This is a genomic window from Coprococcus sp. AM97-35, assembly GCF_027697525.1.
GTDB lineage: Bacteria > Bacillota > Clostridia > Lachnospirales > Lachnospiraceae > Allocoprococcus > Allocoprococcus comes.
Map to the genome: position 1 here is coordinate 1 of NZ_JAQESL010000034.1, position 25,616 is coordinate 25,616.

21 protein-coding genes, 3 tRNA genes and 2 pseudogenes are annotated in these 25,616 nt (G+C 43.6%); 7 read left to right on the forward strand and 19 right to left on the reverse strand.

Going from position 1 to position 25,616, the window contains the following annotated elements; genetic code table 11:
* Positions 1–90 precede the first annotated feature (90 nt).
* The 4 genes from PG840_RS15040 to PG840_RS15055 all read right to left on the reverse strand — a co-directional run bounded on the left by PG840_RS15040 (position 91) and on the right by PG840_RS15055 (position 3,059).
* A tRNA-Tyr gene (locus tag PG840_RS15040) sits at positions 91–172 on the reverse strand.
* A 90-nt stretch (positions 173–262) separates the two neighbouring features.
* The gene (locus PG840_RS15045; protein WP_182438672.1) at positions 263–1,177 is read right to left on the reverse strand and encodes a C39 family peptidase; all 915 of its coding nucleotides are present in this window, start codon (positions 1,175–1,177) and stop codon (positions 263–265) included.
* A 389-nt stretch (positions 1,178–1,566) separates the two neighbouring features.
* On the reverse strand, positions 1,567–2,322 hold the full coding sequence (locus tag PG840_RS15050) for a tRNA threonylcarbamoyladenosine dehydratase (RefSeq protein ID WP_055155992.1): 756 nt from the start codon (positions 2,320–2,322) through the stop codon (positions 1,567–1,569).
* 74 nt (positions 2,323–2,396) lie between these two features.
* Entirely contained in the window at positions 2,397–3,059 is a 663-nt protein-coding gene (locus PG840_RS15055) for a 4'-phosphopantetheinyl transferase family protein (protein WP_270613824.1), read from the reverse strand.
* Positions 3,060–3,294: 235 nt separating this feature from the next.
* Here PG840_RS15055 and asnB point away from each other — a divergent pair, with 235 nt between their 5' ends.
* Together asnB and PG840_RS15065 are read left to right on the forward strand one after the other, a co-directional pair.
* Entirely contained in the window at positions 3,295–5,130 is a 1,836-nt protein-coding gene (gene asnB, locus PG840_RS15060) for an asparagine synthase (glutamine-hydrolyzing) (RefSeq protein ID WP_055155990.1), read from the forward strand.
* 223 nt (positions 5,131–5,353) lie between these two features.
* A pseudogene (locus PG840_RS15065) lies at positions 5,354–5,452 on the forward strand (type II toxin-antitoxin system mRNA interferase toxin, RelE/StbE family); the annotation flags it as partial.
* A 74-nt stretch (positions 5,453–5,526) separates the two neighbouring features.
* On the opposite strand, the gene PG840_RS15070 reads toward PG840_RS15065, so the two are convergent.
* Entirely contained in the window at positions 5,527–6,471 is a 945-nt protein-coding gene (locus PG840_RS15070; RefSeq protein WP_118219316.1) for an AEC family transporter, read from the reverse strand.
* Between the two features lie 137 nt (positions 6,472–6,608).
* Here PG840_RS15070 and PG840_RS15075 point away from each other — a divergent pair.
* A tRNA-Pro gene (locus PG840_RS15075) sits at positions 6,609–6,683 on the forward strand.
* A gap of 114 nt (positions 6,684–6,797) precedes the next feature.
* Here the strand turns inward: PG840_RS15075 and PG840_RS15080 are convergent.
* Both PG840_RS15080 and PG840_RS15085 read right to left on the reverse strand, forming a co-directional pair.
* Positions 6,798–7,370, reverse strand: coding sequence for an HD domain-containing protein (locus PG840_RS15080; RefSeq protein ID WP_181988901.1), 573 nt, complete (start codon positions 7,368–7,370; stop codon positions 6,798–6,800).
* A gap of 143 nt (positions 7,371–7,513) precedes the next feature.
* On the reverse strand, positions 7,514–8,746 hold the full coding sequence (locus PG840_RS15085) for a replication initiation protein (protein ID WP_117558134.1): 1,233 nt from the start codon (positions 8,744–8,746) through the stop codon (positions 7,514–7,516).
* A gap of 822 nt (positions 8,747–9,568) precedes the next feature.
* On the opposite strand from PG840_RS15085, the gene PG840_RS15090 reads away from it, so the two are divergent.
* Together PG840_RS15090 and PG840_RS15095 are read left to right on the forward strand one after the other, a co-directional pair.
* Complete coding sequence (locus tag PG840_RS15090) at positions 9,569–10,936, forward strand: sodium-dependent transporter (RefSeq protein WP_118218722.1); 1,368 nt, start codon at positions 9,569–9,571, stop codon at positions 10,934–10,936.
* Positions 10,937–11,152: 216 nt separating this feature from the next.
* Positions 11,153–11,225 (forward strand) — tRNA-Lys (locus tag PG840_RS15095).
* A gap of 187 nt (positions 11,226–11,412) precedes the next feature.
* On the opposite strand, the gene PG840_RS15100 is transcribed toward PG840_RS15095, so the two are convergent.
* The 10 genes from PG840_RS15100 to PG840_RS15145 form a co-directional block, all read right to left on the reverse strand.
* Complete coding sequence (locus PG840_RS15100; RefSeq protein WP_008371107.1) at positions 11,413–12,027, reverse strand: adaptor protein MecA; 615 nt, start codon at positions 12,025–12,027, stop codon at positions 11,413–11,415.
* 121 nt (positions 12,028–12,148) lie between these two features.
* Positions 12,149–12,766, reverse strand: a complete 618-nt coding sequence (locus tag PG840_RS15105; RefSeq protein ID WP_008371109.1) for a V-type ATP synthase subunit D — start codon at positions 12,764–12,766, stop codon at positions 12,149–12,151.
* Positions 12,767–12,778: 12 nt separating this feature from the next.
* Entirely contained in the window at positions 12,779–14,152 is a 1,374-nt protein-coding gene (locus tag PG840_RS15110) for a V-type ATP synthase subunit B (RefSeq protein WP_008371111.1), read from the reverse strand.
* A gap of 14 nt (positions 14,153–14,166) precedes the next feature.
* Entirely contained in the window at positions 14,167–15,936 is a 1,770-nt protein-coding gene (locus tag PG840_RS15115) for a V-type ATP synthase subunit A (protein ID WP_270205811.1), read from the reverse strand.
* Positions 15,929–16,519 (reverse strand): V-type ATP synthase subunit E, encoded by a 591-nt coding sequence (locus PG840_RS15120; protein ID WP_117558124.1) that lies wholly within the window; start codon positions 16,517–16,519, stop codon positions 15,929–15,931. Before PG840_RS15120 ends, PG840_RS15115 begins: the two co-directional genes overlap by 8 nt.
* Positions 16,520–16,544: 25 nt before the next feature.
* On the reverse strand, positions 16,545–16,853 hold the full coding sequence (locus PG840_RS15125; protein WP_008371119.1) for a V-type ATP synthase subunit F: 309 nt from the start codon (positions 16,851–16,853) through the stop codon (positions 16,545–16,547).
* Positions 16,854–16,855: 2 nt separating this feature from the next.
* Positions 16,856–17,290 (reverse strand): ATP synthase subunit C, encoded by a 435-nt coding sequence (locus PG840_RS15130; RefSeq protein WP_008371120.1) that lies wholly within the window; start codon positions 17,288–17,290, stop codon positions 16,856–16,858.
* 25 nt (positions 17,291–17,315) lie between these two features.
* On the reverse strand, positions 17,316–19,250 hold the full coding sequence (locus PG840_RS15135; RefSeq protein ID WP_270205810.1) for a V-type ATP synthase subunit I: 1,935 nt from the start codon (positions 19,248–19,250) through the stop codon (positions 17,316–17,318).
* Positions 19,247–20,293, reverse strand: a complete 1,047-nt coding sequence (locus tag PG840_RS15140) for a V0D/AC39 family V-type ATPase subunit (RefSeq protein WP_117835888.1) — start codon at positions 20,291–20,293, stop codon at positions 19,247–19,249. Before PG840_RS15140 ends, PG840_RS15135 begins: the two co-directional genes overlap by 4 nt.
* A 3-nt stretch (positions 20,294–20,296) precedes the next feature.
* Positions 20,297–20,608: a hypothetical protein gene (locus PG840_RS15145; RefSeq protein ID WP_008371126.1), complete on the reverse strand. Its 312-nt coding sequence runs from the start codon at positions 20,606–20,608 to the stop codon at positions 20,297–20,299.
* 215 nt (positions 20,609–20,823) lie between these two features.
* Here PG840_RS15145 and trmB point away from each other — a divergent pair, with 215 nt between their 5' ends.
* Positions 20,824–21,480 (forward strand): tRNA (guanosine(46)-N7)-methyltransferase TrmB, encoded by a 657-nt coding sequence (gene trmB, locus PG840_RS15150; protein WP_008371128.1) that lies wholly within the window; start codon positions 20,824–20,826, stop codon positions 21,478–21,480.
* 341 nt (positions 21,481–21,821) lie between these two features.
* On the forward strand, positions 21,822–22,145 hold the full coding sequence (locus PG840_RS15155) for a thioredoxin family protein (protein WP_008371132.1): 324 nt from the start codon (positions 21,822–21,824) through the stop codon (positions 22,143–22,145).
* Between the two features lie 60 nt (positions 22,146–22,205).
* On the opposite strand, the gene glgB is transcribed toward PG840_RS15155, so the two are convergent.
* Positions 22,206–24,251: a 1,4-alpha-glucan branching protein GlgB gene (glgB, locus tag PG840_RS15160; RefSeq protein ID WP_270205809.1), complete on the reverse strand. Its 2,046-nt coding sequence runs from the start codon at positions 24,249–24,251 to the stop codon at positions 22,206–22,208.
* A gap of 180 nt (positions 24,252–24,431) precedes the next feature.
* A pseudogene (locus PG840_RS15165) lies at positions 24,432–25,616 on the reverse strand (hypothetical protein); the annotation flags it as partial.

Here is a 25,616-nt window from a genome sequence, read left to right on the forward strand (position 1 = left end):
CTGCCAGTTCCGCCACTGCGGCAAGAGATGCTCATACGGTTTTTGCGAAAAGCATACGCGCTCTGCACTGTCTTTTCAACCTCGCATCAATGGGCGGAGGTGGATTCGAACCACCGAAGCAAATTGCAGCAGATTTACAGTCTGTCCCCTTTGGCCACTCGGGAATCCACCCATTTTGTCTCTCGACAATATCTATTTATATCATAAATAAAAGAAAAGCGCAAGGGAATTTATCCAATTCTCCTGCACTTTTTCCAAATTTTTATACCCAGAATGACCACGCTGCATTCATCTGATTTATAATTGTATTCAGATCCCATTTCTTACGACTGTTGATCTTACTGTTCGGATCATTGATCAGTACCTTGCCCTCCTCTGTCAGCCCGGAAAGGACGATAAAATGTCCCTGGTTTGTAAAATCACCCGGTCCCATACTGCAGATGATCGGATGTCCTGCCGAAAGCTCGGATTTGAGAGTGTCTTCTGACCAGTTTGTAAGCTGTGCAGATTTTATTCCAAGTTCTGAAGCTCCTGCAGTCATAAGCGTCCAGTCTGTTCCGACTCCATCTACATAATATCCCATATTGACACTCATATCTGCCACATACTTCGGTGTAAATGAAGTATTGCCTGTAAGTCCTGTCGCCACCATGGAAAGGCTGGTCGGTCCGCATCCACCCATTCCGATATTCTCGGAACCATAAGATGCATATCCCCATACTTCGCTCCACTGGAAATATACCGGAATATGGTTCTGAATTCTGTAATCTTTCAAATCTACCGCCTGAAGTCCCTGCGCACTGAGTTCTTCCTCTGATCGTGCTGACTGTTCCGGATAATCAATCACCCACTGCAGTGCTTCCTGATGATCAAACAGCCATGTCAGCAGATCATCGGAATACTTTTCTCTGTTCAGAATGATTTCCTTCGTCTCCGGGTTTTTCTTATATAATTCGCCCAGCTGGTCTTTATACTGGTCAGAATCCAGCACCTCCTGGACTTTCTCAGCTTCTATCTCTTCTGGTGTCTTTGTTTCTGTTTCTGTCTTTGTCTTGGCAGAGGATGTCTTTTTTGCAGATTTCTTTGCATTTCCACTTCCACAAAGCATCAGGATCACAGCCAACACGATAATTCCTGCTGCTGCAAAAATGCCTGCTTTATATAGCTTTCTTTTCATCCTTCGTACTTCCCGCTTGCGCCTCGCCATTTTTTTCTGGCGCTGCTCCGCTCTTTTCCTGTCTTCTCTCATCATATGTCTATGGTTCTTCCTTCCTTAAACGATATCTCGTTAATGTTTGTTCCCTTTTTACGCATATTTCAGCCTTACTTTAACATATTTCTTCATGAGAAAACAGTCTTTTCCGACAAGTTTAGAATTTTTTAAGTTTAAAGCTCTGTATAATTACTCTCCAGAGTTACCTCTGTTTTCTGATCTCCGATACAGATCGTATAAGATTTTCCGGAAAATCTGTGAAAAAAAATGAAACAAAAAAGCCAGGCATTTGCTGTAAGTTCTGACAGCAAATGCCTGGTTTTGATATGCGCCCCGCAGGGGCGCCCGCGATTTTATTTTGCACAGAGGTCCTTCACTACTTCCCCTGCGATAATCAGTCCGACTACAGATGGCACAAATGCCACACTTCCCGGAATATCTCTTCTCTCCGTACATTTATGCTCTGCTCCTGGCGGACAGATACAATGGTTTCTGCAGCTGATTGCCATGTCCTCGATTGGTCTGGTCGGTTTCTCTTCTGAATAAACAACTTTCAACTTCTTAACATGACGCTTCTTTAACTCCCGGCGCATAACTTTTGCAAGCGGACACATCTGTGTCTTATAGATATCAGCCACTTTAAATGCACTTGCATCCAGCTTGTTTCCGGCTCCCATACTGCTGATGATCGGCACATTCATTGCCTGCGATTTCATGACAAGCTCAATCTTTGCAGTCACCGTATCAACTGCATCAACTACATAATCATACTCATCAAACGGAAATTCATCTGCATTTTCCGGAAGGAAGAAGCATTTGTGGATCCGCACATTCACGTCCGGATTGATTTCCAGCATTCTCTCCTTCATAACATCTACTTTGTATTTCCCTACCGTCTTTCTGGTTGCAATGATCTGACGGTTTAAGTTGGTAAGACATACCTTGTCATCATCGATCAGGTCAAATGCACCGACTCCGCTTCGTACCAGTGCCTCACATACATAACCGCCGACTCCGCCGATTCCAAATACGGCAACTCTTGAATTTTTCAGTTTATCCATCGCCTCTTTGCCAAGAAGCAGTTCTGTTCTCGAAAATTGTGTAAGCATCTTCTTCTCCTTCTTCTCTCATAAAATACCTGTAAACTCTTAACCAATCCACTTCTTGTTTCATTGGCTTATTTTCAATCTTTAAGTTCCACAATCATTTCTCTTTTGTAAATATCTGTCATATCCAAAATATTTTCGTCAAAATTCGGATTCGTTGAGCACACCGCAATCCTTGCTCCATCTGTCTGATATTCTTTTAAATAATAAGCTTCCCGGATCTCTTCCGGCTGCCTTAAAAAAAACGGATCTCCCTGCTTCGGAATCTGGATCTCGCTGGTATTCAATCCCATCCCAAGGCCTTTGCGCGTCGCTTTTAAAAAGCTTTCTTTTAAAACCCAGTAGCGGTAAAACATTTCCGTCTGCTCCGCTTCATCTGCATTCCGGATTCTCTCATATTCAGAAGAACAAAAATATTTTTCTGCCAGCCTTTGATGATATTTCCGCATGCATTCGATGTCGCAGCCTACCCTCTCTCCGGATACGCCTGCGCTGCACAGAACATATTTCCCAGAATGTGATAAATTAAAGGACTGCCCTGCATCTTGCGGTATCTTGTGTCTCTCCTGTATCTTCATCCAAAGATACCATGCACCCACGCTTTGAGCCTGATCCTCCCTGTGCTTCAGCCGGTCTGCTTTTTCCTGTCGGAACGCCGGAACTTTTTCATAAATTTTTTGATAATTTTTCTCATTAAGCAGATCAGATATATCTGCCAGGAAAGTTTTTACTTTTTCCATTTCCCGGATTCCCCTTTTCTTTGCCGACTTTTACACATTTATCCGCATTTTTCACTATATAACACCTGTAAAAAATATGCAAGGAATATCCTACTGATTTTATTGGATATTCCTTTCTAGTTTTTTATCCCTTGTTAATCTTATATAGACTATGGTATAATAAATAAATCTACAGGCAAAATTAAGTTACTATAATATTTTTAATATGTATCAATTCAGAAAGGATGTGCAATTTATGTGTGGATTTGCAGGCTATTATGGCGCCGGCGATTTTAATAGAGAAGAAGTCATCGACCAGATGGGTGAACGCATTGCCCACCGCGGACCTGACAGCAAGGGAAGCTTTGTTGATGACTATGTAGCCCTTGGCTTCCGCCGTCTGAGTATCATCGACCTTGAAGGCGGATCTCAGCCGATTCACAGTGCAGATGGCAAACATGTCATTATTTTCAACGGAGAGATTTACAACTATCAGGAAATCCGTAAAGAACTGATTGAGAAACACGGATGTCAATTCCAGACAAACTCCGATACAGAAGTTATTCTTCAGGGATACAAGACCTATGGCGAAAAAATTGCTTCTATGCTCCGCGGAATGTTCGCATTTGTAATTTACGATAAAGAAACTCACAACTTATTCGGGGCAAGAGACTACTTCGGAATCAAACCATTCTACTATGCACAGATGAATGGAAGCCTTTTATTTGGTTCTGAGATCAAGTCCTTCCTGGCTCACCCACATTTCCATAAAGAGGTCAACAAAGATGCCCTCAAGATGTACCTGATTTTCCAGTACACCCCACTTCTTGAAACCATGTTCAAAGGTGTATTCAAACTGGAACCGGGAACATACTTCACTTATGATGGAAAAGAACTTAAGAAAACAAAATACTTCGATCCGACTTATGCAAAGAAAGACCGCAGCTTTGACGAGACAGTAAAACTCATCGGTGAGACAATTCAGGATTCTGTTGATTACCATCAGATTGCTGATGTAGAAGTAGGATCTTTCCTTTCAGGTGGTGTTGATTCAAGCTACATCGCATCTACTGTAAAACCGATGAAGACCTATTCCGTAGGATTTGAAGTCGGCGGATTCGATGAGACAACCTTCTCCAAGGATCTGTGCGATATCCTTCATATGAGCAATGCAAAGAAAGAAATCTCTTCTGACGAATTTTTCGATGCTCTGCCGGAGGTTCAGTATCATTCCGATGAACCACATGCCAACCTTTCCGCTGTACCGCTGTACTATCTGTCACAGCTCGCAGCCAAAGATGTAAAAGTAGTCTTAAGTGGAGAAGGCGCAGATGAGATGTTCGGTGGATACGAGACATATATCCCAAGCAAATCCGGTGATATGTACCGCAAGATCGTACCTGCATCTATCCGTAAAAAACTCGGAGACTGGGCAAAACACCAGCCAGACAAGAGAGGACTTAACTTCCTCAAGAGAAATGCAACTTCCGTAGAAGATTCCTACATCGGCCAGGCATTCATCATGGACAACGAAGAAGCAGATGAAGTACTCGCTCCTGCATACAAGAGCAAGATGCGCTACCAGGACGTAACCAAACCGTACTTCGACCAGGTAAAAGATCAGGACGACCTTCATAAAAAGCTCTTCCTCGATATGCATCTGTGGCTGCCACACGACATCCTGCTCAAAGCAGATAAGATGACAATGGCACACTCCCTCGAACTGCGTGTACCATACCTCGACAAAAAAGTCTGGGAACTCGCCCGCAGCATCGACAGCAAATACTGCGTAGACGGCATGGAAACAAAAAAAGCCTTCCGTACCTCCGCCCTCTCCCACATCCCAATGGACTGGGCAAAACGTAAAAAACTCGGATTCCTCGTACCATTCAGAGTATGGCTCCGGGAAGATAAATACTATAATAAAGTAAAAGAAATGTTCCAGAAAGACTTCGTATCCGAATTCTTCAATCAGGAATTACTGCTGAAATGGCTGGAAGATCATAAAAATAAAGTCGGAAATTATCATAGAAAGATTTATACCGTATATTCATTCTTACTGTGGTATGAACAGTACTTTGTCCTCAGATAGAGCAGTGCCAAAATAAAAGAACACGCAAATTTCATGCTCGCATGAAAATTTGCGTGTTTTTTTATTTTGATAGAGCGATAGCTCGCACAGCGAATGAACCGCCAGGTTCACGAGCTGTGGTGCACTGCTCCTCCCCTAAATCATTCGACCAACAAACTTTCTTATCTAAAACACACCAATCCCCAAGGGGAACAGCGCCAGCGCCTTCCCCGCCCCGGCACCCATCTCCCCAGATTGGCTGCTCATCTATCGCTACGATGATGATGTCCTTGTCCTCACTCTTACTCGAACCGGCAGTCACAGCGACTTATTTAATCTTTAAAAAATAGAAGCAACTAGTCAATGGTGTGCTACCACAATTCCCATTTTAACTGGCTGCTTCTATTTTTATTCTTCTTACACCAACCCAAACGATCTCAGCACATCCAGCCACATCGTAAGCGTAAACGCACTCAATAACGTCGTCATCATAATCACCCCGGAACTAAGCGTCCCCTCATGTCCCATATTCCTTGCCATAACAAAACAGCTGACCGTCGTAGCAGATCCAAGCATCACCAGAATCGCAATCAACTCTTCATTTCTAAATCCAAGAACTGCTGCTACCGGCAAAAAAACCGCACAAAATCCAACCAGCTTCATAAACACTGCCACAATTGTCGGCTTCATTTTCGATGTCGCTTTCCTCAACTCAAATGTCGCTCCCATCGACATCAGACCCATCGGCGTCGCTGTCGCCCCGACATTGGATACAACCTTATGTAAAATTGTCGGCATCGGAAGCTTAAGTGCAGACCAGACAAATCCCGCCACAATTCCAATAATGATTGGATTCGTTGCAATCCCCTTCAGCGTTTTCTTTACCAGCGCCTTATCAAAAGAATTATTCCCCGGTTTAAACACTGAAAGTACCACAACCGCCATAATATTATAAAGCGGCACACTGCCGATGATCATAAGCGGTGCCATTCCCGCAGTTCCGTAAATATTCTGGATAAAAGCAATTCCAAGAAGCGCCGCACTGCTCCGGTAAGTCGCCTGTATAAATTCGCCTTTAATGCTCCGATCTTTCCACAGCAGTGAAATCAAAGTTGATATCGTAATACTGATCGCCGTCACCATAAAACAAAAAAGAATAAACTTAATATCCCATACTTCCGAAAAATCCACGGTCGCCAGCTGTTCAAACAGCAACACCGGAAGCGGAACCAAAAATACAAACTTGTTCATCTTTGCCGCAAAGACTTCATCCATCCACCCCAGTTTTCTGAATAACATTCCAAGTAACATCATCAAAAAGATCGGAATCGTTGCATTCAAACTGAAAATTAAATTTTCCATAATCGTTCCTCATCCTACTCATTTATATTTGCATATCGTTATTTTGAACTCTTTCCAGAAACCTGTCAACAGCATTTTCTCACATCAAAAGAATGATTGAGATTTAAAACAATTTATACTATAATGAAATAACACTTCGGGGTATGGCTCAGCTTGGTCAGAGCGCACGGCTGGGGGCCGTGAGGTCGCAGGTTCGAATCCTGTTACCCCGATTTATAATTAAATTTTTACTTATCATATATAAAAAATAAGCCGGGACATTCGCCCCGGCTCAGCATGAATATGCAGTATTACATTTCCAATGCAACTATTATGAAAATTTTTTATTAGTCTTTCTGTTTGCTTTCTTCAATCTTCCGCTTGGAATCTTTCCTCACTTCATCCCGAAGCCTTTGGATATATTCCGTAAACTTACATTCTTCATTCCCATATGTCATCTGAAGATCATACTCCAACGGAATCCATGTCGAGATATCCGCCTCATTATGCTGGATCAGCGCCTCCAGCTTATCCAGTGATTTATAAAGCCTCGCCTCCTGTGTCTCCATCGCTTCCATCTCTTCAAATAATGCCTTCCATTCTGCACGGACCGGTTCCGGAAGTATATCCGTCAGCTGCTCCACCTTTTTATTCTCAACCTTTCGGTCCTTATCCGTCTTTTCAAATGCCGGAATATCTCCGGTGATCGCCTCACCCATATCATGGATCAGACACATTTTTATCACCTTATCCATATCCAGCTCCGGAAATTCATCCCCAACCAGCATTGCCATAAACGCCAGCCGCCAACTGTGCTCTGCCACACTCTCCAACCTGCCACTTGAAGTATACGAATGTCTGGTGTTACATTTCAGTTGTTCCGCTGTCTTTAAAAAATCCAGCAATCTTCTTATTTCCATAATTTTCTTCCGTTCCTCCATAATTTAATTTTCCATCATAAAATAAAACAATCGAGTAGGCTGACTCCTACTCGATTCGTATACTTTATCCACTTAACTTGTGTACCATTTAGGTAATAATTCTACTTTTCGCAGAAAATACCCTACTCTTTTTTCACTTTCTCGCGCTCTTCTATGTATTCCTGGTAAAGATCCAGCGTCATCTGCGCTTCTTCCAGCGTCTTTCCTTTGAACTTGGATACTTTTTCGTTCTCATACCACTTTTCTTCGATACATTTTCTGAGCCATCCGACCAGATTATTGATGTATGCCTGCTCCTGTGACAGCTTGAAAGCTTTCCGGATCACATCCGGCTGGTTATCGGATACCTGAAGCAGCACCTTGATCTCCTGGATTGTGATCGGTTCATTTCCAAAAATATCGGCAACTTCTAAAATCAGTTTTTCATTAACCGGAGTTTTCTTTGCAGCCAGTACATTTGGCGCAATCTCTTCGCCCTCTTCTTCTCCGGATGGCATACGCTGAAGGTCTGAATGATGGATACACTTCGGATTCTTCTTCACAAAGAAACGGATTCCTGTAACCTTTCCACCCTTCCCGCTCTTAACCGGCTCATAATCAAAGCAGATCTCGGAATACTCGGATTCTTCCAGCTCTTTTTTCGCAACTTCAAGTACTTTTCTACGGAAATTCCGCCAGTCTTCAAACGGTGCATCCTTAATCTCTGCAAGCGCTTCTTCAAAACGTCCCTGCTCAACAAGACGTTTTACTGCTTTAGATGCATTTGCATCAACTACATTCAGTGTAAATTTAAGCTCTGCGATCGTGTATGGATTCTTCGGCGGTCTCGGTACGATCAGCTGGTCACACTGTTCCCTGTCAAAACGATAATACTGGGTTCTCAGGATTTCGTAAACACGGGTTGTAAACAGGGATTTAAAAGAGCACAATACATCAAGACTCATACGGGTATAGTCTTTTTTCAGGTTATAGATATGAGGTTTCATCTCTTTAGTAAATCTGGTCGTAAACACGCCATCTCTATATTCACATTTATTCACTACATTGAACATGATGAAGTTCTCTTTTTCATCGTCCTCGATACTTACTACATGTCCCAATGTCTCTTTTGATACTTCTTTCAGACGGGAATAGATGGAGTTTCCTGTTATATGAAGATAATTCTTAACATCCTTGGTGGAAACCTTTGCGATCAGCTCACCGTCTTCTACATATGCTTTTGCGATTGCAATATTAAGAAGCTTTCTTTCAAATAATGATGTACTGGATTTACTTTCGATCAGCACATTGGACCGGGAGACCGTATCACGATCCAGCAATTGTTTCTCTTTTGGTTTTTTCTGTGTTTCCTTCATCGCTCATACCCCTTAATTGTTTTCTTCTGTATTATTGTGTACTTTTGAGGTGTATTAAAATCCCCTCTACACCCCATATAATCCCTTATTGTGTACCATTCGGGGTAACCAACCCCTTTATATTGGGGATTTGTGTACCAAAAAGGAACACCCTCCCCTAAAAAGTACCCCATAAAATGGGGTTTCTGCCTTTTTTTACGTTTTGTGTACGTTTAAGGTGTGTATTGTTCTTTTCGTGTACCATTAAGGTACCTTTTTTGATAAAAATTGTGTACCAAAACGGTACGTCTAGGTTGATTATATACAAGAACCCCCCTCTTGTAAAGCCTTTTTTTAAATTTTTTCGACACTTGTGTACAGAAAAGGTAAAATTGCCAACCCTTCAAGTACACTGCGTAACCCCGCAAAGTAAACAACAACCCCCATATATGTACACCTCTTTGCCCTCTGAAGTAAACAACCTCCCCCGTTTCCGTACACAAAATATTCCCCGAAATGCGTCAACCACGGGCTTTTTCAGCCCTCCTAATATAAACAAAGGAACTTTAATAAGCTGTTGTTATCTTTAATATATATATACATGCAAATTTTTACCCCAAAAGGTACACATCTGGCGATTTTGTGTACTAAAAAGGGGAAAATTAAAATTATCAAGTGGTTTCGCCAATGAAAATATAAACAATCATAGACAATTTCCCAGTAATTCAGTATAATTCCTCTGTGGATATTCTGGAAAAAAGTTGTCCACAAGCTTGTCGAAAAATGGGGATAAGTATCATTTTGGCAAGTTATCCACAATTTAATAGAATGAGAGGATTTTTTATGCAACGAGAAAAATTTTCTTCAAGACTCGGATTCATCCTTATTTCTGCAGGATGTGCAATCGGTCTTGGTAATGTCTGGCGTTTTCCTTATATTGTAGGAAAATATGGTGGAGCAGCATTTGTTCTTATTTACCTTGCATTTTTACTGATTCTTGGACTTCCGATCATGGTAATGGAATTTTCTGTCGGAAGAGCCAGTAAAGTAAGTGCGGCGCTTTCCTTTGACCGTCTGGAGCCAAAAGGAACGAAATGGCATTGGTATAAGTATGGAGCTATGGCCGGAAACTATCTGCTGATGATGTTCTACACAACAATTGCAGGCTGGATGGTCCAGTATTTCATCAAGATGATGACTGGTGAATTTGAGGGAAAGGATACTGCCGCTGTTGCAGGTGTGTTTTCCGATATGCTTGCAAAACCCGGAACAATGACTTTCTTTATGATCATTGTTGTTGTTGGATGTTTTGCAATTTGTGGAATGGGGCTTCAAAATGGAGTGGAAAAGATCACAAAGGTTATGATGCTGCTTCTGCTTGCACTGATGTTGATCCTTGCAGTACGTTCTGTAACGCTTGATGGGGCTTCTGAGGGGCTTCACTTCTATCTGGCACCGGATTTCCACAAAGTCGTGGAATATGGCTTATTTGACACGATTTTTGCCGCTATGGGACAGGCTTTCTTCACATTAAGCCTTGGAATCGGCGCAATTGCTATTTTCGGAAGCTATATCGACAAATCCCGCAGTCTTACAGGAGAAGCAGTCCTGGTAACACTTCTGGATACCTTTGTTGCTTTGATCGCGGGTCTGATCATTTTCCCGTCATGCTTCGCATATGGGGTGGATCCGGGAGAAGGCCCGAGCCTGATCTTTATCACACTTCCGAATGTATTTAATTCCATGGCAGGCGGAAGAATCTGGGGAGCCTTATTCTTCTTATTTATGATTTTTGCTGCGGCATCGACCGTAATCGCCGTTTTTGAGAACATTTTATCCTTTGCCATTGATTTGACCGGATGCAGCCGGAAAAAGGCTGTAATCGTCAATATCGTGGTTGTGGCGGTACTTTCCATGCCTTGTGTTCTCGGATTTAATGTATGGAGTGGATTTATGCCGTTCGGAAAAGGTTCCGGAGTACTGGATCTGGAAGATTTCCTGGTAAGTAACAACCTGCTTCCACTTGGAAGTCTGATCTATCTTCTGTTCTGTACAAGCCGTTATGGATGGGGATGGAAGAACTTCCTGAAAGAAGCGGATACCGGAGAAGGATTGAAATTCCCGAAATGGGCGAAATTTTATGTAAGCTATATCCTGCCGCTGATTGTATTATTTATCTTTGTACAGGGATATATCAGTAAATTTATGTAGGATAAGAAAAAAACCACCCTAAAAGGTACACAAAAAAAGATCATGTGTTCGAATTTCGGACGGTACACATGATCTTTTTTATATGTGCCTTGGCACATTCTTTGTCAGCAAAAAAATCTATTTAAAAAAATTTTAAAATTTATGAAAAAAAAGCTTGCATTTTTTATAGCTGTCTTATATAATAAATCTTGCGTTACGGAAAACCGAATAATGTATGCGCTTTTAGCTCAGTTGGTAGAGCAGTAGACTCTTAATCTATTTGTCCAGGGTTCGAATCCCTGAAGGCGCAGTATCAGCACTGTTTTTGATGAATTAGCATCGGGGACGGTGCTCTTTTTTTAGAATCTGTTTCTACAGATGGAGACATATGTAAAAGTAATCGTTTATTTCATTTGTGGAAAGTTACTGGATATGTGGAAAAATAAAGGAAAATCTATTTCGTGTACTAAAAAGGGGACTATTTCAGTCCCCTTCTACTACATCTTGCATAAAATATTGATTGCATCCTTGTTCAGGAGGCATTTTTCATGTTCATTCAGATAAGCTTCAGAAATTGCATCTTTTTCGACCATGCCACCGAATTCACCGGCGGATACGATGCGCTGAGCCTTTTTATTGCCGTCTTCTGTATTCGGGAAGTCTACCATCAGGTAGTAGACACCGTCATCTTTATACAGACGGCTTTCTGATGCCTGGCCGTATCCAAGGATTTTGCAGAAGTCGATTGCATTATCCAGACTTGGAAAGAGAATCTGCCAGCGAACGGTCTCTTTCTCACTGCTGTCAGGCTCAATCAGCATACCGGAAGCTTCAGAACCATCTTTTTGGATGGATTCCAGAGAATTCTCAGCCTGGCAGGAGATCGACAGCATCAGGCTCCGGTCAGGAAGAAATGCACCGTAAAATCCCTGGATTCCATTGTCTGTGTTAAGCCCAAGGACTTCTTTCCCTTTCTTGAGAAGAAGATTCAAAAATTCTTCGGTACGCTCCCTGTCCTGTGTCAGATCTTCCAGTGAGTAGCCAAGTGCGGCAATCTCTGCTTCTGTGATAAGGCAGTTCATTCTGGTGTCGGATACTTTCCAAAAAGTCATATGCTCACCCCCTGATTTGTAAAATCTATTGCTTTTGTAATCTTATTTGTTCTATAAGTTATATAACAAAACGGGTGTAGTGTCAATATATTTTCTATATTTTATGATTTTTTCAGAAATATTATTTGTTTTTCATTCGTTTGATCACTTTCAGTCGGGTAAATTCTTCCCGTTCCTTCTCTTCCAGTGCATTTGTAATCGTATATACGAGATTGTCATACATCGGAATCGTAATATTTTTCAGGGCATTTGCCCTTTTCTGTGTCTTTTTGATACTTGAAGCCAGCCGGTACGCTGCATTTTCTACCTCAGAAAGCTTGAGTGTCAGCTCTTTAACACGGCAGAATGCATCACGGGCGATATCGATGGATTCTCTGGAAGTACTGAATGCATAGGTTGGTCTGGTATTTTCTTTTTCGTACTTCACTTTCGGGATTTCTGTTCCCATAATGCTTCGCGTCTGGATGCGGATAGAATCCTCGATCGGAACTGTATAGGCAAGTTCTTCTACTGTACTGATCCCGTGCTCGATATTCGCCCTCTGAAGGCACTGATAGGCATAGGTGAAGGTTTTATCGATTTCTTCCTGAATATCCTTTGCTTCGTCGATTAAGCCCATCAGCTCGCGGATCAGAATGTTCCGCTTCTTGTCCATCAGCTCATATCCCTGTCTGGCAAGTGTCAGTGAATTTTTCGCAAGTATCAGATTTCCCTTGGTGGGAAATGAACGTGGATCCATAGACTTCCCTCCTTAGCCTTTGTAGTATACGTCAAGAATCTTGGTATCGACACGGTCAAGTTCTTCTTTTGGAAGGATTCTAAGCAGTTCCCAGCCAAGATCCAGGGTTTCCTCGATGGTACGGTTTTCATTCGGTCCCTGGCCGATATAACGCTCCTCGAATGCCTTTCCGAATTCCAGGTATTTCTTGTCAATCGGAGAAAGCTCATCTTCTCCGATAACGGAAGCAAGATTCCGAGCCTCTCCTACTTTAGCATATGCAGAGAAAAGCTGGTTTGCCAGGTCCTGGTGGTCTTCCCGGGTATATCCTTTTCCGATACCGTCTTTCATCAGACGGGACAGGGACGGAAGAACGCTGATCGGCGGGTAGATTGCCTGTCCGTGAAGATTCCGGTCAAGTACGATCTGTCCTTCGGTGATATAACCGGTCAGGTCAGGGATCGGGTGGGTAATGTCATCATTTGGCATGGTCAGGATCGGGAGCTGTGTGACAGAACCATTTACTCCTTCTACGATTCCTGCACGTTCATATAAGGTGGCAAGTTCACTGTACAGATATCCCGGATATCCTTTACGGCTTGGGATTTCTCCTTTGGAAGAAGAAACCTCACGCATGGCTTCGGCAAAGGAAGTCATATCGGTAAGAATGACCAGAATGTGCATATTTTTTTCAAATGCAAGGTATTCAGCGGCGGTCAGCGCAACCTTCGGGGTGATCAGACGCTCGACGACAGGATCGTTGGCAAGGTTCAGGAACATTGCCACATGGTTTGCAACACCGCTCTCCTCAAAGGTTCTGCGGAAGAAATCAGCTACGTCATGCTTGACACCCATTGCGGCGAATACGATGGCGAAATCCTCATTCGTGCTGCCGCCCAGAGAAGCCTGCTTTACGATCTGTGCGGCAAGCTGGTCGTGCGGAAGACCGTTGCCGGAAAAGATCGGCAGCTTCTGTCCACGGATCAGTGTGGTCAGTCCGTCAATCGCAGAAATTCCGGTGCGGATATAGTTACGAGGGTATTCACGTCTGACCGGATTTAACGGAAGTCCGTTGACATCGCGCACCTCTTCAACCGTGATCGGTCCAAGGTCGTCGATCGGTTCGCCGATTCCGTTAAAGGTTCTTCCAAGCATTTCTTCGGACAGACCGATTTCCATCGGATGTCCGGTAAGTCTGGTGTGGGTATTGTTAAGAGACATATTTTCCGTGCCTTCAAATACCTGGATGATTGCTTTGTCCTTGTAGACCTCCACAATACGTCCCATTTTGTGTTCTTTGCCGTTTACGACAAAATCTACGATTTCATCATAAAAAGCATCCTGAACGCCTTCCAGCGCGATCAGAGGGCCGTTAATGCTGCTGAGGCCTAAATATTCAATTGCCATTTTGTTTTCCCTCCTTACGCGTTCTTTTCCATGATGCGGTCATGGAAAGCATCAATGTCTGCCAGATACTGGTCAAGAAGCTGAAGATTGTCATTTGGAACATTGTATTTGATCGCAATGACACGTTCAAAAATATTTTCCTCCTTGAGGACAGACATTGGCATATTCATGGCTACCAGTTCGCGGCAGCGTTTGTATAAATATAAAATGATTTCCATCATTTTGTACTGCTTCTGCAGAGAGACACAGGTATCATCCTTGTGAAATGCATTCTGCTGCAAAAATCCGAGACGGATGACTCTTGCAATTTCCAGAACCAGTTTCTGATCGTCCGGAAGTACATCACTTCCGATCAGCTTTACGATTTCCATCAGGCTGCTCTCCTGGTTCAGAAGTGCCATGATGCGGTTGCGGTAGTCAACGAATTTGGGTGATACATTGTCGTGGTACCAGGCGGCGAGATCGGTCAGATACTCGCTGTAGCTGGTCAGCCAGTGGATCGCCGGAAAATGTCTTGCGTAGGCAAGGCTCTTGTCCAGACCCCAGAAGCAGCGGACGAAACGTTTGGTGTTCTGTGTGACCGGCTCGGAGAAATCGCCTCCCTGAGGCGATACGGCGCCGATAATGGTCACGGATCCGTCACTGCCATTTAAGTTATGCATCATGCCTGCGCGCTCGTAGAAAGCAGACAGACGGCTGGCAAGGTAAGCCGGGAAACCTTCTTCTGCCGGCATCTCTTCCAGACGGCCGGAAAGCTCACGTAAGGCTTCTGCCCAGCGGGAAGTAGAGTCGGCCATGATCGCTACGTCATAGCCCATGTCACGGTAATATTCAGCCAGGGTAAGTCCGGTATAAATACTTGCTTCACGGGCAGCTACCGGCATGTTGGAGGTATTGGCGATCAGAGTGGTTCTGTCCATCAGAGGATTGCCGCTCTTTGGGTCCACAAGTTCTGAAAACTCTTCCAGCACCTGTGTCATTTCATTTCCACGCTCGCCACAGCCGATGTAGATGATGATATCGGCGTCAGACCATTTGGCGATCTGGTGCTGGGTCATGGTTTTTCCGGTACCGAATCCGCCTGGGATTGCTGCAGTTCCACCCTTTGCGATCGGGAACATGGTATCCAGGATACGCTGTCCGGTGATCAGAGGGACACTTGCCGGGAAACGGTAGCTTGTCGGGCGCGCCTTGCGGATCGGCCAGTGCTGTATCATGTTGAGCTGTTTTTCTGTTCCGTCGGAAAGCCGCAGAGTGACAAGTGTATCTTCGATTCGGTATTCTCCGTCCGACGCGCAGCAGATTACTTCACCTTCCACATCCGGCGGAACCATACATTTGTGTACGATCGCACTGGTCTCCGGAACCTCCGCTATAATATCTCCGCCATGAAGATAATCTCCTTTGGCCACGGTGACGTGGGTATCCCATAATTTGTCGCGGTCAAGCGAATCAACGCTGACGCCGCGGGTGATAAATGCACCGCCGCCTACATTTGCGATCTGCTCAAGCGGGCGTTCGATTCCGTCAAAAATATTGTTCAGGATTCCAGGTGCCAGAGTTACAGATACCGGGCTTCCGGAAGCCTCCACGATTTCTCCCGGTTTCAGCCCGGAAGTTTCTTCATAGACCTGAACAGTCGTGATGTCTTTGTCCAGGGAAATGACTTCGCCAACCAGCTTTTCCTTTCCCACATAGACCATTTCCGACATCATGAATCCGGTGTCACCCTTCAGATAGATGACCGGACCGTTTATTCCATAAATAGTTGCTGTCTTATTCAATTCCTGCACCTCCTGCTGCAAAACTGAACTGATGATATTCGTGATCGACTGCAGCCTGGAAGCTGTGATCGATCAGAATATTACGGCCTCGGATTACAGCACGCATACCGCCCATAAAATCATATTCACTGATGGTGATCGTCATGCCGGTACGTTTTTCCAGTTCTGTCTGTTTCTCCTTATCAGAAGGAGAAATATAAATGGTCATCTCCTCGCCATCTGCAAAGCGTGCGGCTTCGCGGATTTTGCTGCAGAGATAGTCCAGATATTCGTCTGTTTTTGTAAAGTCAGAAAGAAGTTCCTTTACTTCATCAAACAGCCTGACTTTTAATTCATTTTGTGTTTTGCCAAGAGCACGTTTCAGTTCGGTTTCGGCTTTTGCCGCAGCTTGATTTACCTGTCTTCTGGCTCTTAAGGTTTCGGATTTGATACGGACCTCAGACTGTGCGGTCGCTTCTTTTTTATGCTTTTCAAATAAAGATTCAAGCGCTTTTTTGTGATTGTCAATGATCGCATTTCCTTCAGAACGGGCTTCAGTCATGACCGTTTCCTGTAAATGCGCTATTTTCTCTTCAAGCGTCATTGTCTCACCTTCTATGCCTTTCTAGTTAAAGTTTCAGTCCAATCGCTTCATTGACGTATGAGGTAATGAAATCCTTTTTACGTCCTGTTCCGTGTCTGTCCGGAATTTCGATCAGAAGAGGCATCTTTCTTTTTAACTTGATCTCATCGATGAGATCCGGAAATTCTCTTCCAAAGCGTTCCGTCAGAAGAATGATACCGATCGACTTGTCGTTCATGGCAGTTTCCAGCGCATCACGCAGCTCCTGCTTTTCATGAACTACGACACCGTCCACGCCGGCAAGCCGCATTCCGGTATAAGTATCCACGTTGTCACTGATCAGATACATTTTCATGATTACAGTCGGCTGATGATCATGAAGGAGATGATAAGACCGTACAGGCATACACCTTCTGCAAGACCTACGAAGATAAGGGATTTACCAAGGACGCTGGAATCCTCGCTGATAGCTCCAAGAGCTGCGCTTGCTGCACTTGCTACGGCAATACCGCCACCGATGCAGGAAAGACCGGTAACAAGAGCTGCTGCAATGTAACCAAGACCGGTTGCAAGGCCTGCGCCTGAGGCAGCGGCGTCTGCCGCATGTACCGGTACACTTCCAAAGAGCATGATCCCTGCTACAAGGAAGGTTCCAAAGTAAGAAAGAACATTGAAGGCAAGTGCACATTTATAACGTCCTTTATTTTTTTCTCCGAGCAGGTAATATCCGAATGGAATGAAAATGCTTAAAACCAGTGCGGCAATGAGAATAAGTTTAGTTGCTAAAGTCATGATAATTTCCTCCTAAAATGAAAAACTAATTTTTTGCAGTACCTGTATAAGGTTTAAATTCGCGGCCGCTGCCTTTGTAGAAACGGCTGAACATCTCGTAATAGACAAGTCTCAGGACCTGGATTCCAACGATCAGTCCTTCGAATCCACATACAAACAGGTTGCCGAGTACGATCACTACCCAGTTAATATGCCCGCTTTCGGCACCGGCAAGCATCAGTACAACCTCCATGATGGAAGCGTGGCTGACTGCGAATGCACCGATACGGATAAAGGAAAGCGTATTTGAAAAATAGCTGAGCAGGGTTTCAAATAATTCAAAGAATGCCTGGGTGACAAACATTGCTTTGCTTTGTTCCATTTTTTCGGTTTTCTTTTTGATCTTGTTCGTCAGCGGCTCTTTCAGTGCGATCAGAAGAAGCGGTACTCCGAACATCACTGCAAGAACGATTCCACCCGGCAGAGAGTGACCTGTCATGAAAAGAACGATGCAGGTAACTGCTGCCCCGTAGAATATCAGCCCTGCCACGCCGTTTGCATCAAACCAGGTTGCTTCGGTATCTTTGGCACGGATGCCGTTGATAATATGGAAAATCATAGAAATCAGGATGATTCCCATACCAAAAGCAATCGATACGATAAATACAGTATTCAGCTTTCCGATAAACGGTAAGGTGGTCATATGATTGATTGGTCGGATCCATTTGGCTTCTATAATGTCTTCAAATCCAAACACACTTCCAAACATAAATCCAAAGAAGGTGGAGAAGATTCCGGCAAGTGATACGATTCCGGCAAGGTTCATTTTCTTTGTGAAATACAGGATCGCACCGCCGATAAAGAGCAGCAGCCCCTGACCGATATCCCCGAACATGGCGCCGAAGATAAAGCTGTACATGATACCTACAAAAATGGTCGGATCCATCTCACCGCTCTTGGGAAGTCCGTACATCTTGATGAACATTTCAAATGGTTTGAAAAGCTTTGGATTCTCAAGCTTGGTAGGAGGTTCTCCAAAATACTGTTCCCGGTCCTCTTCTACTACGATATAAACCTTGTCATCTCCCTGTGCCTCTTTGATAAATGCATTTGCATCTTCTTCGGACATCCAGCCGCAGAGGATGTAGTATTCTTCCTGCTCGTCTGTCTCGGTTCGTGCCGCAAATTTCCGAATATCAAAGTTATCGGAAAAACGTTCCAGCTGAATTCTTGCACCGAGTAGTCTGGAAGCGTTCTTGCGGAACATCTCCTGACGTTTATCCTTCACTGCCTGGATTTCATCGGTCAGATTCTGGACTTCTTTATCCAGGCTCCGGTAAGCTTCCAGCGGGGTTCCGCCAAAGTCTTCCAGCAGATCGACTTTTTCAAAGTGGAGAGACCGCATGATCGAATCGACCTTTCCTGCATCAGCATCCGATACAAAATAAACGCCATAGACATAAGAGGCATCTCTGGAGCCTTCCAGAAATAATGCATCAATATCTTCAAGAAGCGCTTTTTCCAGCCGGTGATAATAATCCACATTGATTTTTCCAAATCTTGTGCGGATGTATTTGTACTGCATGATCTCATGCAGGTCAAAATCCAGAGAAGTAAAAGGTTCCAGGACTTTCATACGTGCCTGGATATTCTCTCTCTTTTTTTTCAGTTCTTCTTTTTGCTGCTGCAGATCCATGTAGTCATGATTGATAGAACGAATCATCTCAAGGATCTCGTCTTCGCTCTGATCAAAGGATGGCTCTGCTGGCATGTCTTTCATATATCCCAGAAACTGTGTCACTTTTGCGAGTGGATCACGGTAAGGGTTCATTTCCAGAAATGGCATCAGATTATCTACTGTCTTGAGCTCCGTGAGTGCATTTTCAAGCTGCATCTCATATTTGGAAAGATACCGGTTTGTCATGCGGTCGATGTCGGCGCGTGGTCCGGTAATGCTCAGGAACTTCATCTTAACAATCATTTCGCTGTTCCTCCTATATAAGTTAATGTCTCACGTGCAGGAAGTCCGTAGCGAACACATTCGAGCACAGTTGTAAGCTTATCAAGCTCCTCCTCTTTCAGAAAAAGATAGGTATTCACGGTTGCGATGGAATAAGGGTTACTTCTTCTGTCTGCCAGGTAGAGACGGTACAGGCAGTCTTTGTAAATCGTTTCGATGGACGCTGGTGTCTGAGTATCCGTGTGACGCAGATAAGGCGTTCTGGTAACCAGCTTTAAAAATTCATCGACAGACGGTGCTTCTACAAGATCCTTCAGCTGATCTACATGAATCCGGTAGTGTACCGGGATCAGCAGTGTGGAAATATCCGGCGGAAGCATGTTGTAATATTTTTTAGCACGGTAGATCCACTGCAGATTCAGCAGGTCGATCTTTGCTCCGGCATCTCTGGTGAAAATTTCCAGTTCCTTATGCTTCAGAATCTTTTTGCGTTTCTTCCACATGGTTGTAAAATAGTACAGATTCAGTGCCAGATCGTAATCAAAAAGGGTAGGGTTCTCCGCATTTTCCAGACGTTTTAACGGTGCATAGTATTCTGTGCCCTTTAAATTTTCCACCAGCTCACCGATATTCCCCGAAGTGATCAGTTTATCGATGGAGAGATCCGAATATTTGTCGAAGAATATTTTCTTATGATCCAGATCAAAAGGCTTCTGATAGTGGTTGAATACAATACGCAGACAATAGTTGATCAGATTCATCTCGTAGCGCTTCAGATAAAGCTCCAGGAATTTTTTCTGATCCATTCCGGAAAAACGGTACAGGCGTGTATAATCACTGTAAAGTGACTGCACAAGAAGCTTCTCGATCTCACCGCGGTGAAGACGGTTTTCGTCCATATCTGCAAGGACATTCCGATATCCGGGATGTTCCTTGAGATAAGCAGCAACTTCGGTTACTGTATGAAATGCGGCGATGTTCTGGAAATCTTCATCAGTGAGCAGTTTCGCCTGCATGGCGCGTACTTTTGTTACGATGCCACTGTATGCAAGTAAATTTCCCATATGCTATCCCTCTATGATACGTCTGACAATTTTCTCGGCATATGCCGTATGCTTTTCTTCAAAATCTTTTTTAAGTTCTTCGATCGCTGTCTGGTTCTTGCGGTTCTGCCTTGCAAGAATCTCATCCATCTGACGGTTTAATCCTTTGTGGATATCGTTCAGCTCCTTTTGGGTGTGATCTTCAAGTTGTTTGTCGAATTGATTGCGTTCATTTTGAATGCGTTCTTCCAGTTCTGATTTCTCCAGTTCCGCGTGTTCCACAACAGCTTCGGCTGCGTGTTCGATTTCGGAGAGCTTTTTAACAATATGATCCATTGTCCGACTCCTTTCTTAGAAATTATTTATACATTTTTAATAATGCATACATATTCTACTACTTTAAATTAGAAAAATCTACTAAATAATAAGAGAATATCATAAGAATATTTTATACAAAACTTATAAAATGTATTTTTGGGTTTTCAAATATTTCAGAATAGTATAAAATAAATAAGGTTATACATATTTTCACTAAAGGAAGAGAAAGATATATGAGGTTAAGAAATGTACCAGGAGCAGATGCTTATCTGACAGCTCATCCCCTTGTAATTAAAAATGAGACCAGATATCGCGGCACCTGGAAAGAGACTTTTCAGAATCCGGAGAATCCGATCCATATTGAGATCGGGATGGGAAAAGGACAGTTTCTTCTGACGCTTGCAAAGGAGAATCCATCCATCAACTATATCGGTATCGAACGTTATTCAAGCGTACTGCTTCGGGCGCTGGAACGCTTTGACAATGACGAGGAATACAAGGATGTCAACAATATTCGTTTTATCTGTATGGATGCGACAAATCTGCCGGAGGTTTTTGCTGTCGGAGAAATTGACAAGATTTATCTGAATTTTTCAGATCCGTGGCCGAAAGCACGTCATGCAAAGCGCAGACTTACTTCCAAGCAGTTTTTTGAGCGGTATGACAAGATCCTTGCCTTTGACGGAGTCGTTGAATTTAAGACAGACAACAGAGAGCTGTTTGACTTTTCACTGGAGCAGGTGGAGTTGGCAGGCTGGGTACTTCTGGCGAAGACCTATGATCTTCACAATGATCCGACACTCAGCAGAGGGAATGTTATGACTGAGTACGAGGAGAAATTTTCCGGGCAGGGACATCCGATCCATAAACTGATCGCAATGCGCCAGTAAGACAATTGAATAAAATGCAACAGGCAGATCATAAAGGCGCTGAGTGCGTAAGATGATTCCTGGCAATATAAGAGACAGCAGATACGGAGCAATCCGCACATCGGCTGTCTTTTTGCATATATTGTAGAAAGAGGAAATCAGGAAGGAACAGATATGCGGAAAAAGCATCATTTTCAGAATTGTATGCGGGGGTTTTGCTATAAGAATCCAAGATTTAATAAAAAGCTGATCTGTTTCAGAAATTCTTTTCAGGAAGTCTATAAAATCTTAAACCCGAAATGTGGATGCCACTAATCCAGTCCTTTTTACATAGCCTGAGATGGCAGAAATGAGGAAAGTGTATGGGTATCGCATTGATCACGAAGGATTATGAAAATACAGTCGGAAAGCAGAGGATGCCGGTAATTGTGGAGTTTTACGCATCATGGTGTCCAAAGTGCGGAATGATGTATCCTGTTGTGGAAAGGATTGCCAGCCGGTATCAGGGAAAATGGATTTTTTATAAGATTGATATTGATATATCGAAAGAGATTGCAGAGTATATAGGCATTGAGATCGTACCGACGTTTGTGGTGTACAGAGATGGAAAAATCTGTGGATATACAACCGGAGTTCTTCCAGAAGAAACTCTGGAAGAACGAATCCGGGAAATGTTAAGAAAATAATTGGTGGAATCAATTATTCGTATGATGAATATTTTGCGCAGATTGCATTGACTTGCTATGTTAAAATTCGAATACAGCAACACCGTATGGCGGAAGATCGTAACCAAATGAATATGGTCTTCCATCACATTCCTGTTTCTTTGCTTTATATACTGCCGGGCGGGCTTTTCCGCTTCCGCCATACTGCAATTCATCACTGTTCAGTACCAGGCGGTACTGTTTGCCGCGCGGTACGCCGACACGGTACTCCGGTCGTTCGATCGGTGTGAAGTTACATACGAATAAAAGGTTCTTTTTTGCGCCCTTTGAATGACGGATGAAGCTGTAAATACTTCGTGAGCTGTCATCTGCATTGACCCACTCAAAGCCTTCCATGCAGGTATCCTGTTCATACATGGCTTTGTTGTGTGTGTAAAGATGCAGCAGGTCACGGTAGAAATTCTGGAGTGCCTGATGCTCCGGCTCTGCAAGGAGATACCAGTCAAGCTCGCGCGCCTCGCTCCACTCGCGGAGCTGTCCGAAATCCTGTCCCATGAAGAGAAGTTTCTTTCCAGGATGTCCCATCATGAAAGCATAACCGACCTTCAGGTTGGCGAATTTCTCAAATCCAAGACCAGGCATCTTATTGAGCATAGAACATTTTAGATGTACCACTTCATCATGTGATAATACAAGAATATAATTCTCGCTGTATGCATAGGTTAAGGCAAATGTCATACCGTAGTGGTCGCCTTTGCGGAAATATGGATCCAGCTTCATGTATTCGGTAAAGTCATGCATCCATCCCATGTTCCACTTCAGGCTGAATCCAAGACCATCATCTTCCGGTTTGCCTGTTACTTTTGGCCATGCGGTGGATTCTTCTGCGATCATCAGTGCGCCAGGGTTACGTCCGGTAGTAACGGAATTCAGATGCTTGAAAAATTCGATTGCTTCCAGATTCTCATTGCTGCCGTATTTGTTGGCGATCCACTGACCGTCTTCTTTACCGTAATCAAGATACAGCATGGAAGCAACAGCATCTACGCGGAGACCATCGATGTGATAATGTTCGATCCAGAACAGTGCGTTGGCGATCAGGAAGTTCTTAACTTCTGCTTTACCATAATCGAAGATCTTGGTTCCCCAGTCCGGATGTTCCCCTTTCTTAGGATCTGCATATTCAAAGGTAGCTGTGCCGTCAAAATCAGCGAGTCCGTGTGCATCGCGTGGAAAATGTGCCGGTACCCAGTCAAGGATTACGCCAATCTTATTCTTATGGAAATAATTGATCATATATGCGAAATCTTCCGGCGTACCATAACGGGAGGTCGGAGCATAATATCCGGTCACCTGATATCCCCAGGAGCCGTCAAATGGGTATTCTGAAATTCCCATCAATTCGATATGAGTATACCCCATCTTTTTTATGTAGTCTGTAGCTGCATGCGCAAATTCACGGTAGCTGTAGAACCCCTCATCTTCACGTCCCGGATGGCGCATCCAGGAACCGATATGTGCTTCATAAATGGAAATCGGTGAGGAATGGAAATCCCATTCTGCCCGGTGCTTCATCCAGACACTGTCACTCCATTTTAAATGGGAGATATCAGCAATCCTTGAGGCAGTTCCCGGTCTCAACTCTGCACTGTTCGCAAATGGATCAGCTTTGTAAAGCTTATCTCCGGTCTGTGTCTCGATACAGTACTTGTAAAGCTGTCCGAGCTGTGCTTCCGGAACAAATGCGGTATAGATTCCAAGCGGTTCCTGACGCTTCATAACGTTTGCATCTTCACTCCAGCCGTTGAATTCACCGATTACGGAAACTGATCTGGCATGTGGAGCCCATACTGCGAAATATACGCCGGATTTTTTGCCATCTTTTACAAAATGTGCACCCATTTTTTTATAGATTTCATAATGGGTTCCCTGTCCGAATAAATATTGATCTAATTCGCCGATTCTGTAATCAGCGGGTTTATCTTTTGTTACAGTTTTTACAGACTTTTTAGCTGTAGACTTTTTAGCAGCAGTTTTAGCAGCTGCCGGTTTTTTTACAGTAGATTTTTTTACGGCCGTCTTGTGGGTCGTGTTGGTCTGTTGTGCTGTTGTTTTTTTTACTGCCATCCCATTCACCTTCTATCAAAGATATTTAGGAATATTATACTAGAAATAGCGATAAAAAGAAAGAGTTTTGGACAACTTATACACTTCTTATGTAAGATGTCTAAAACTCTTTGTTTATAGTTATCGGTTTGGTCTGCATATACAAAAGAACGCGCCGGAAGCGCGTTCTTTGTAGAAATCTTATGATTTAAAATCATCTTCTTTCAGGATGATGTGGTCTGAATTATCAGTGCTTCTTCCAAATACCCGTTTCACAAGATGTTTTACATTTGCTTTCTGGGAATGTGAAATTGCTTCATCCATGATCTCTTTTACTTCTGCAACAGTAACCGCATGATCTTCTCTCTGCATCATATCGATCCGGCTGTATAATGCAAGGATTCCCATTTCATCGATACGGTATCCGTTTTCCTTAGCATAGGTCTGACCGAATGTAACCAGTTCATCATTGATGAATACCGGAAGCTCCAGTCTGGAAGTAAATTTACGTTTGAATTCGCGATGGGATGCAAACATTCTTTCCAGCGGTTTCTTCTGGTCTTCCAGAAGGAAGAGAAGTTCGCCGGTCTGTTCATCCATCATATCATTCAGTTCACGGATGGTTCTGTCATTCATCTTGGAAGCTTTTTCGATGATCAGTGCGCCACCGTTCAGCTTATCGATGATACTTCCGATGTCCTTTTTGTTCAGAGAATCACCGGTTACGATTGCAACTTTACCCTGTTTGAGTCTGCGCTGTTTCTGGATTGCTTTTACAATATCAACTGCGAGGACTGTTTTTCCGCTTCCCTTGCGGCCAAGGATCAGGATGTTGCCTGTGCGGGAAGTTCCATAACGGTTACGGCAACGTTTGTCGTTATCAAGGATTTCAACAAGCTGTTCACTGACACCACGGATCGGTACAAAGTAAGAGAACAGCTGCTTCTGCTCTTCAGTAAGTCCAAGCTTCAGTCCGATCTCACTTGTTGCACTCAGATCGTAACGACCCTGTACAACGAATCCGGTATCGAATTTACCCATGCGTTCGGTGATTTCATCTTCTGACGGTTCTTCGATTTCAAGAACTTCGTCAATATCCGGAGTTGGCTCTGATTTTGAAGTTTCTTTCTTTGGCTCAGGAGCCGGTTTCTCGTCAAATTCAAGATCAAGATAATCATCACTGCTATCTAATTCTTCTTCATCTTCAAAGGAATCAAGGTCTGCAAAATCACCATCATCCTCGTCAGAATCATGATCATCGATATCGAGAGCAGATTCTTTTTCAAAATCAAAATCCTCTTTATGATCTTCATCTAATTCATCATCGATCTGGTAGTCATCTTCGTCTTCATCCTCGTATTCTTCGTCATCGTCATACTCGGAATC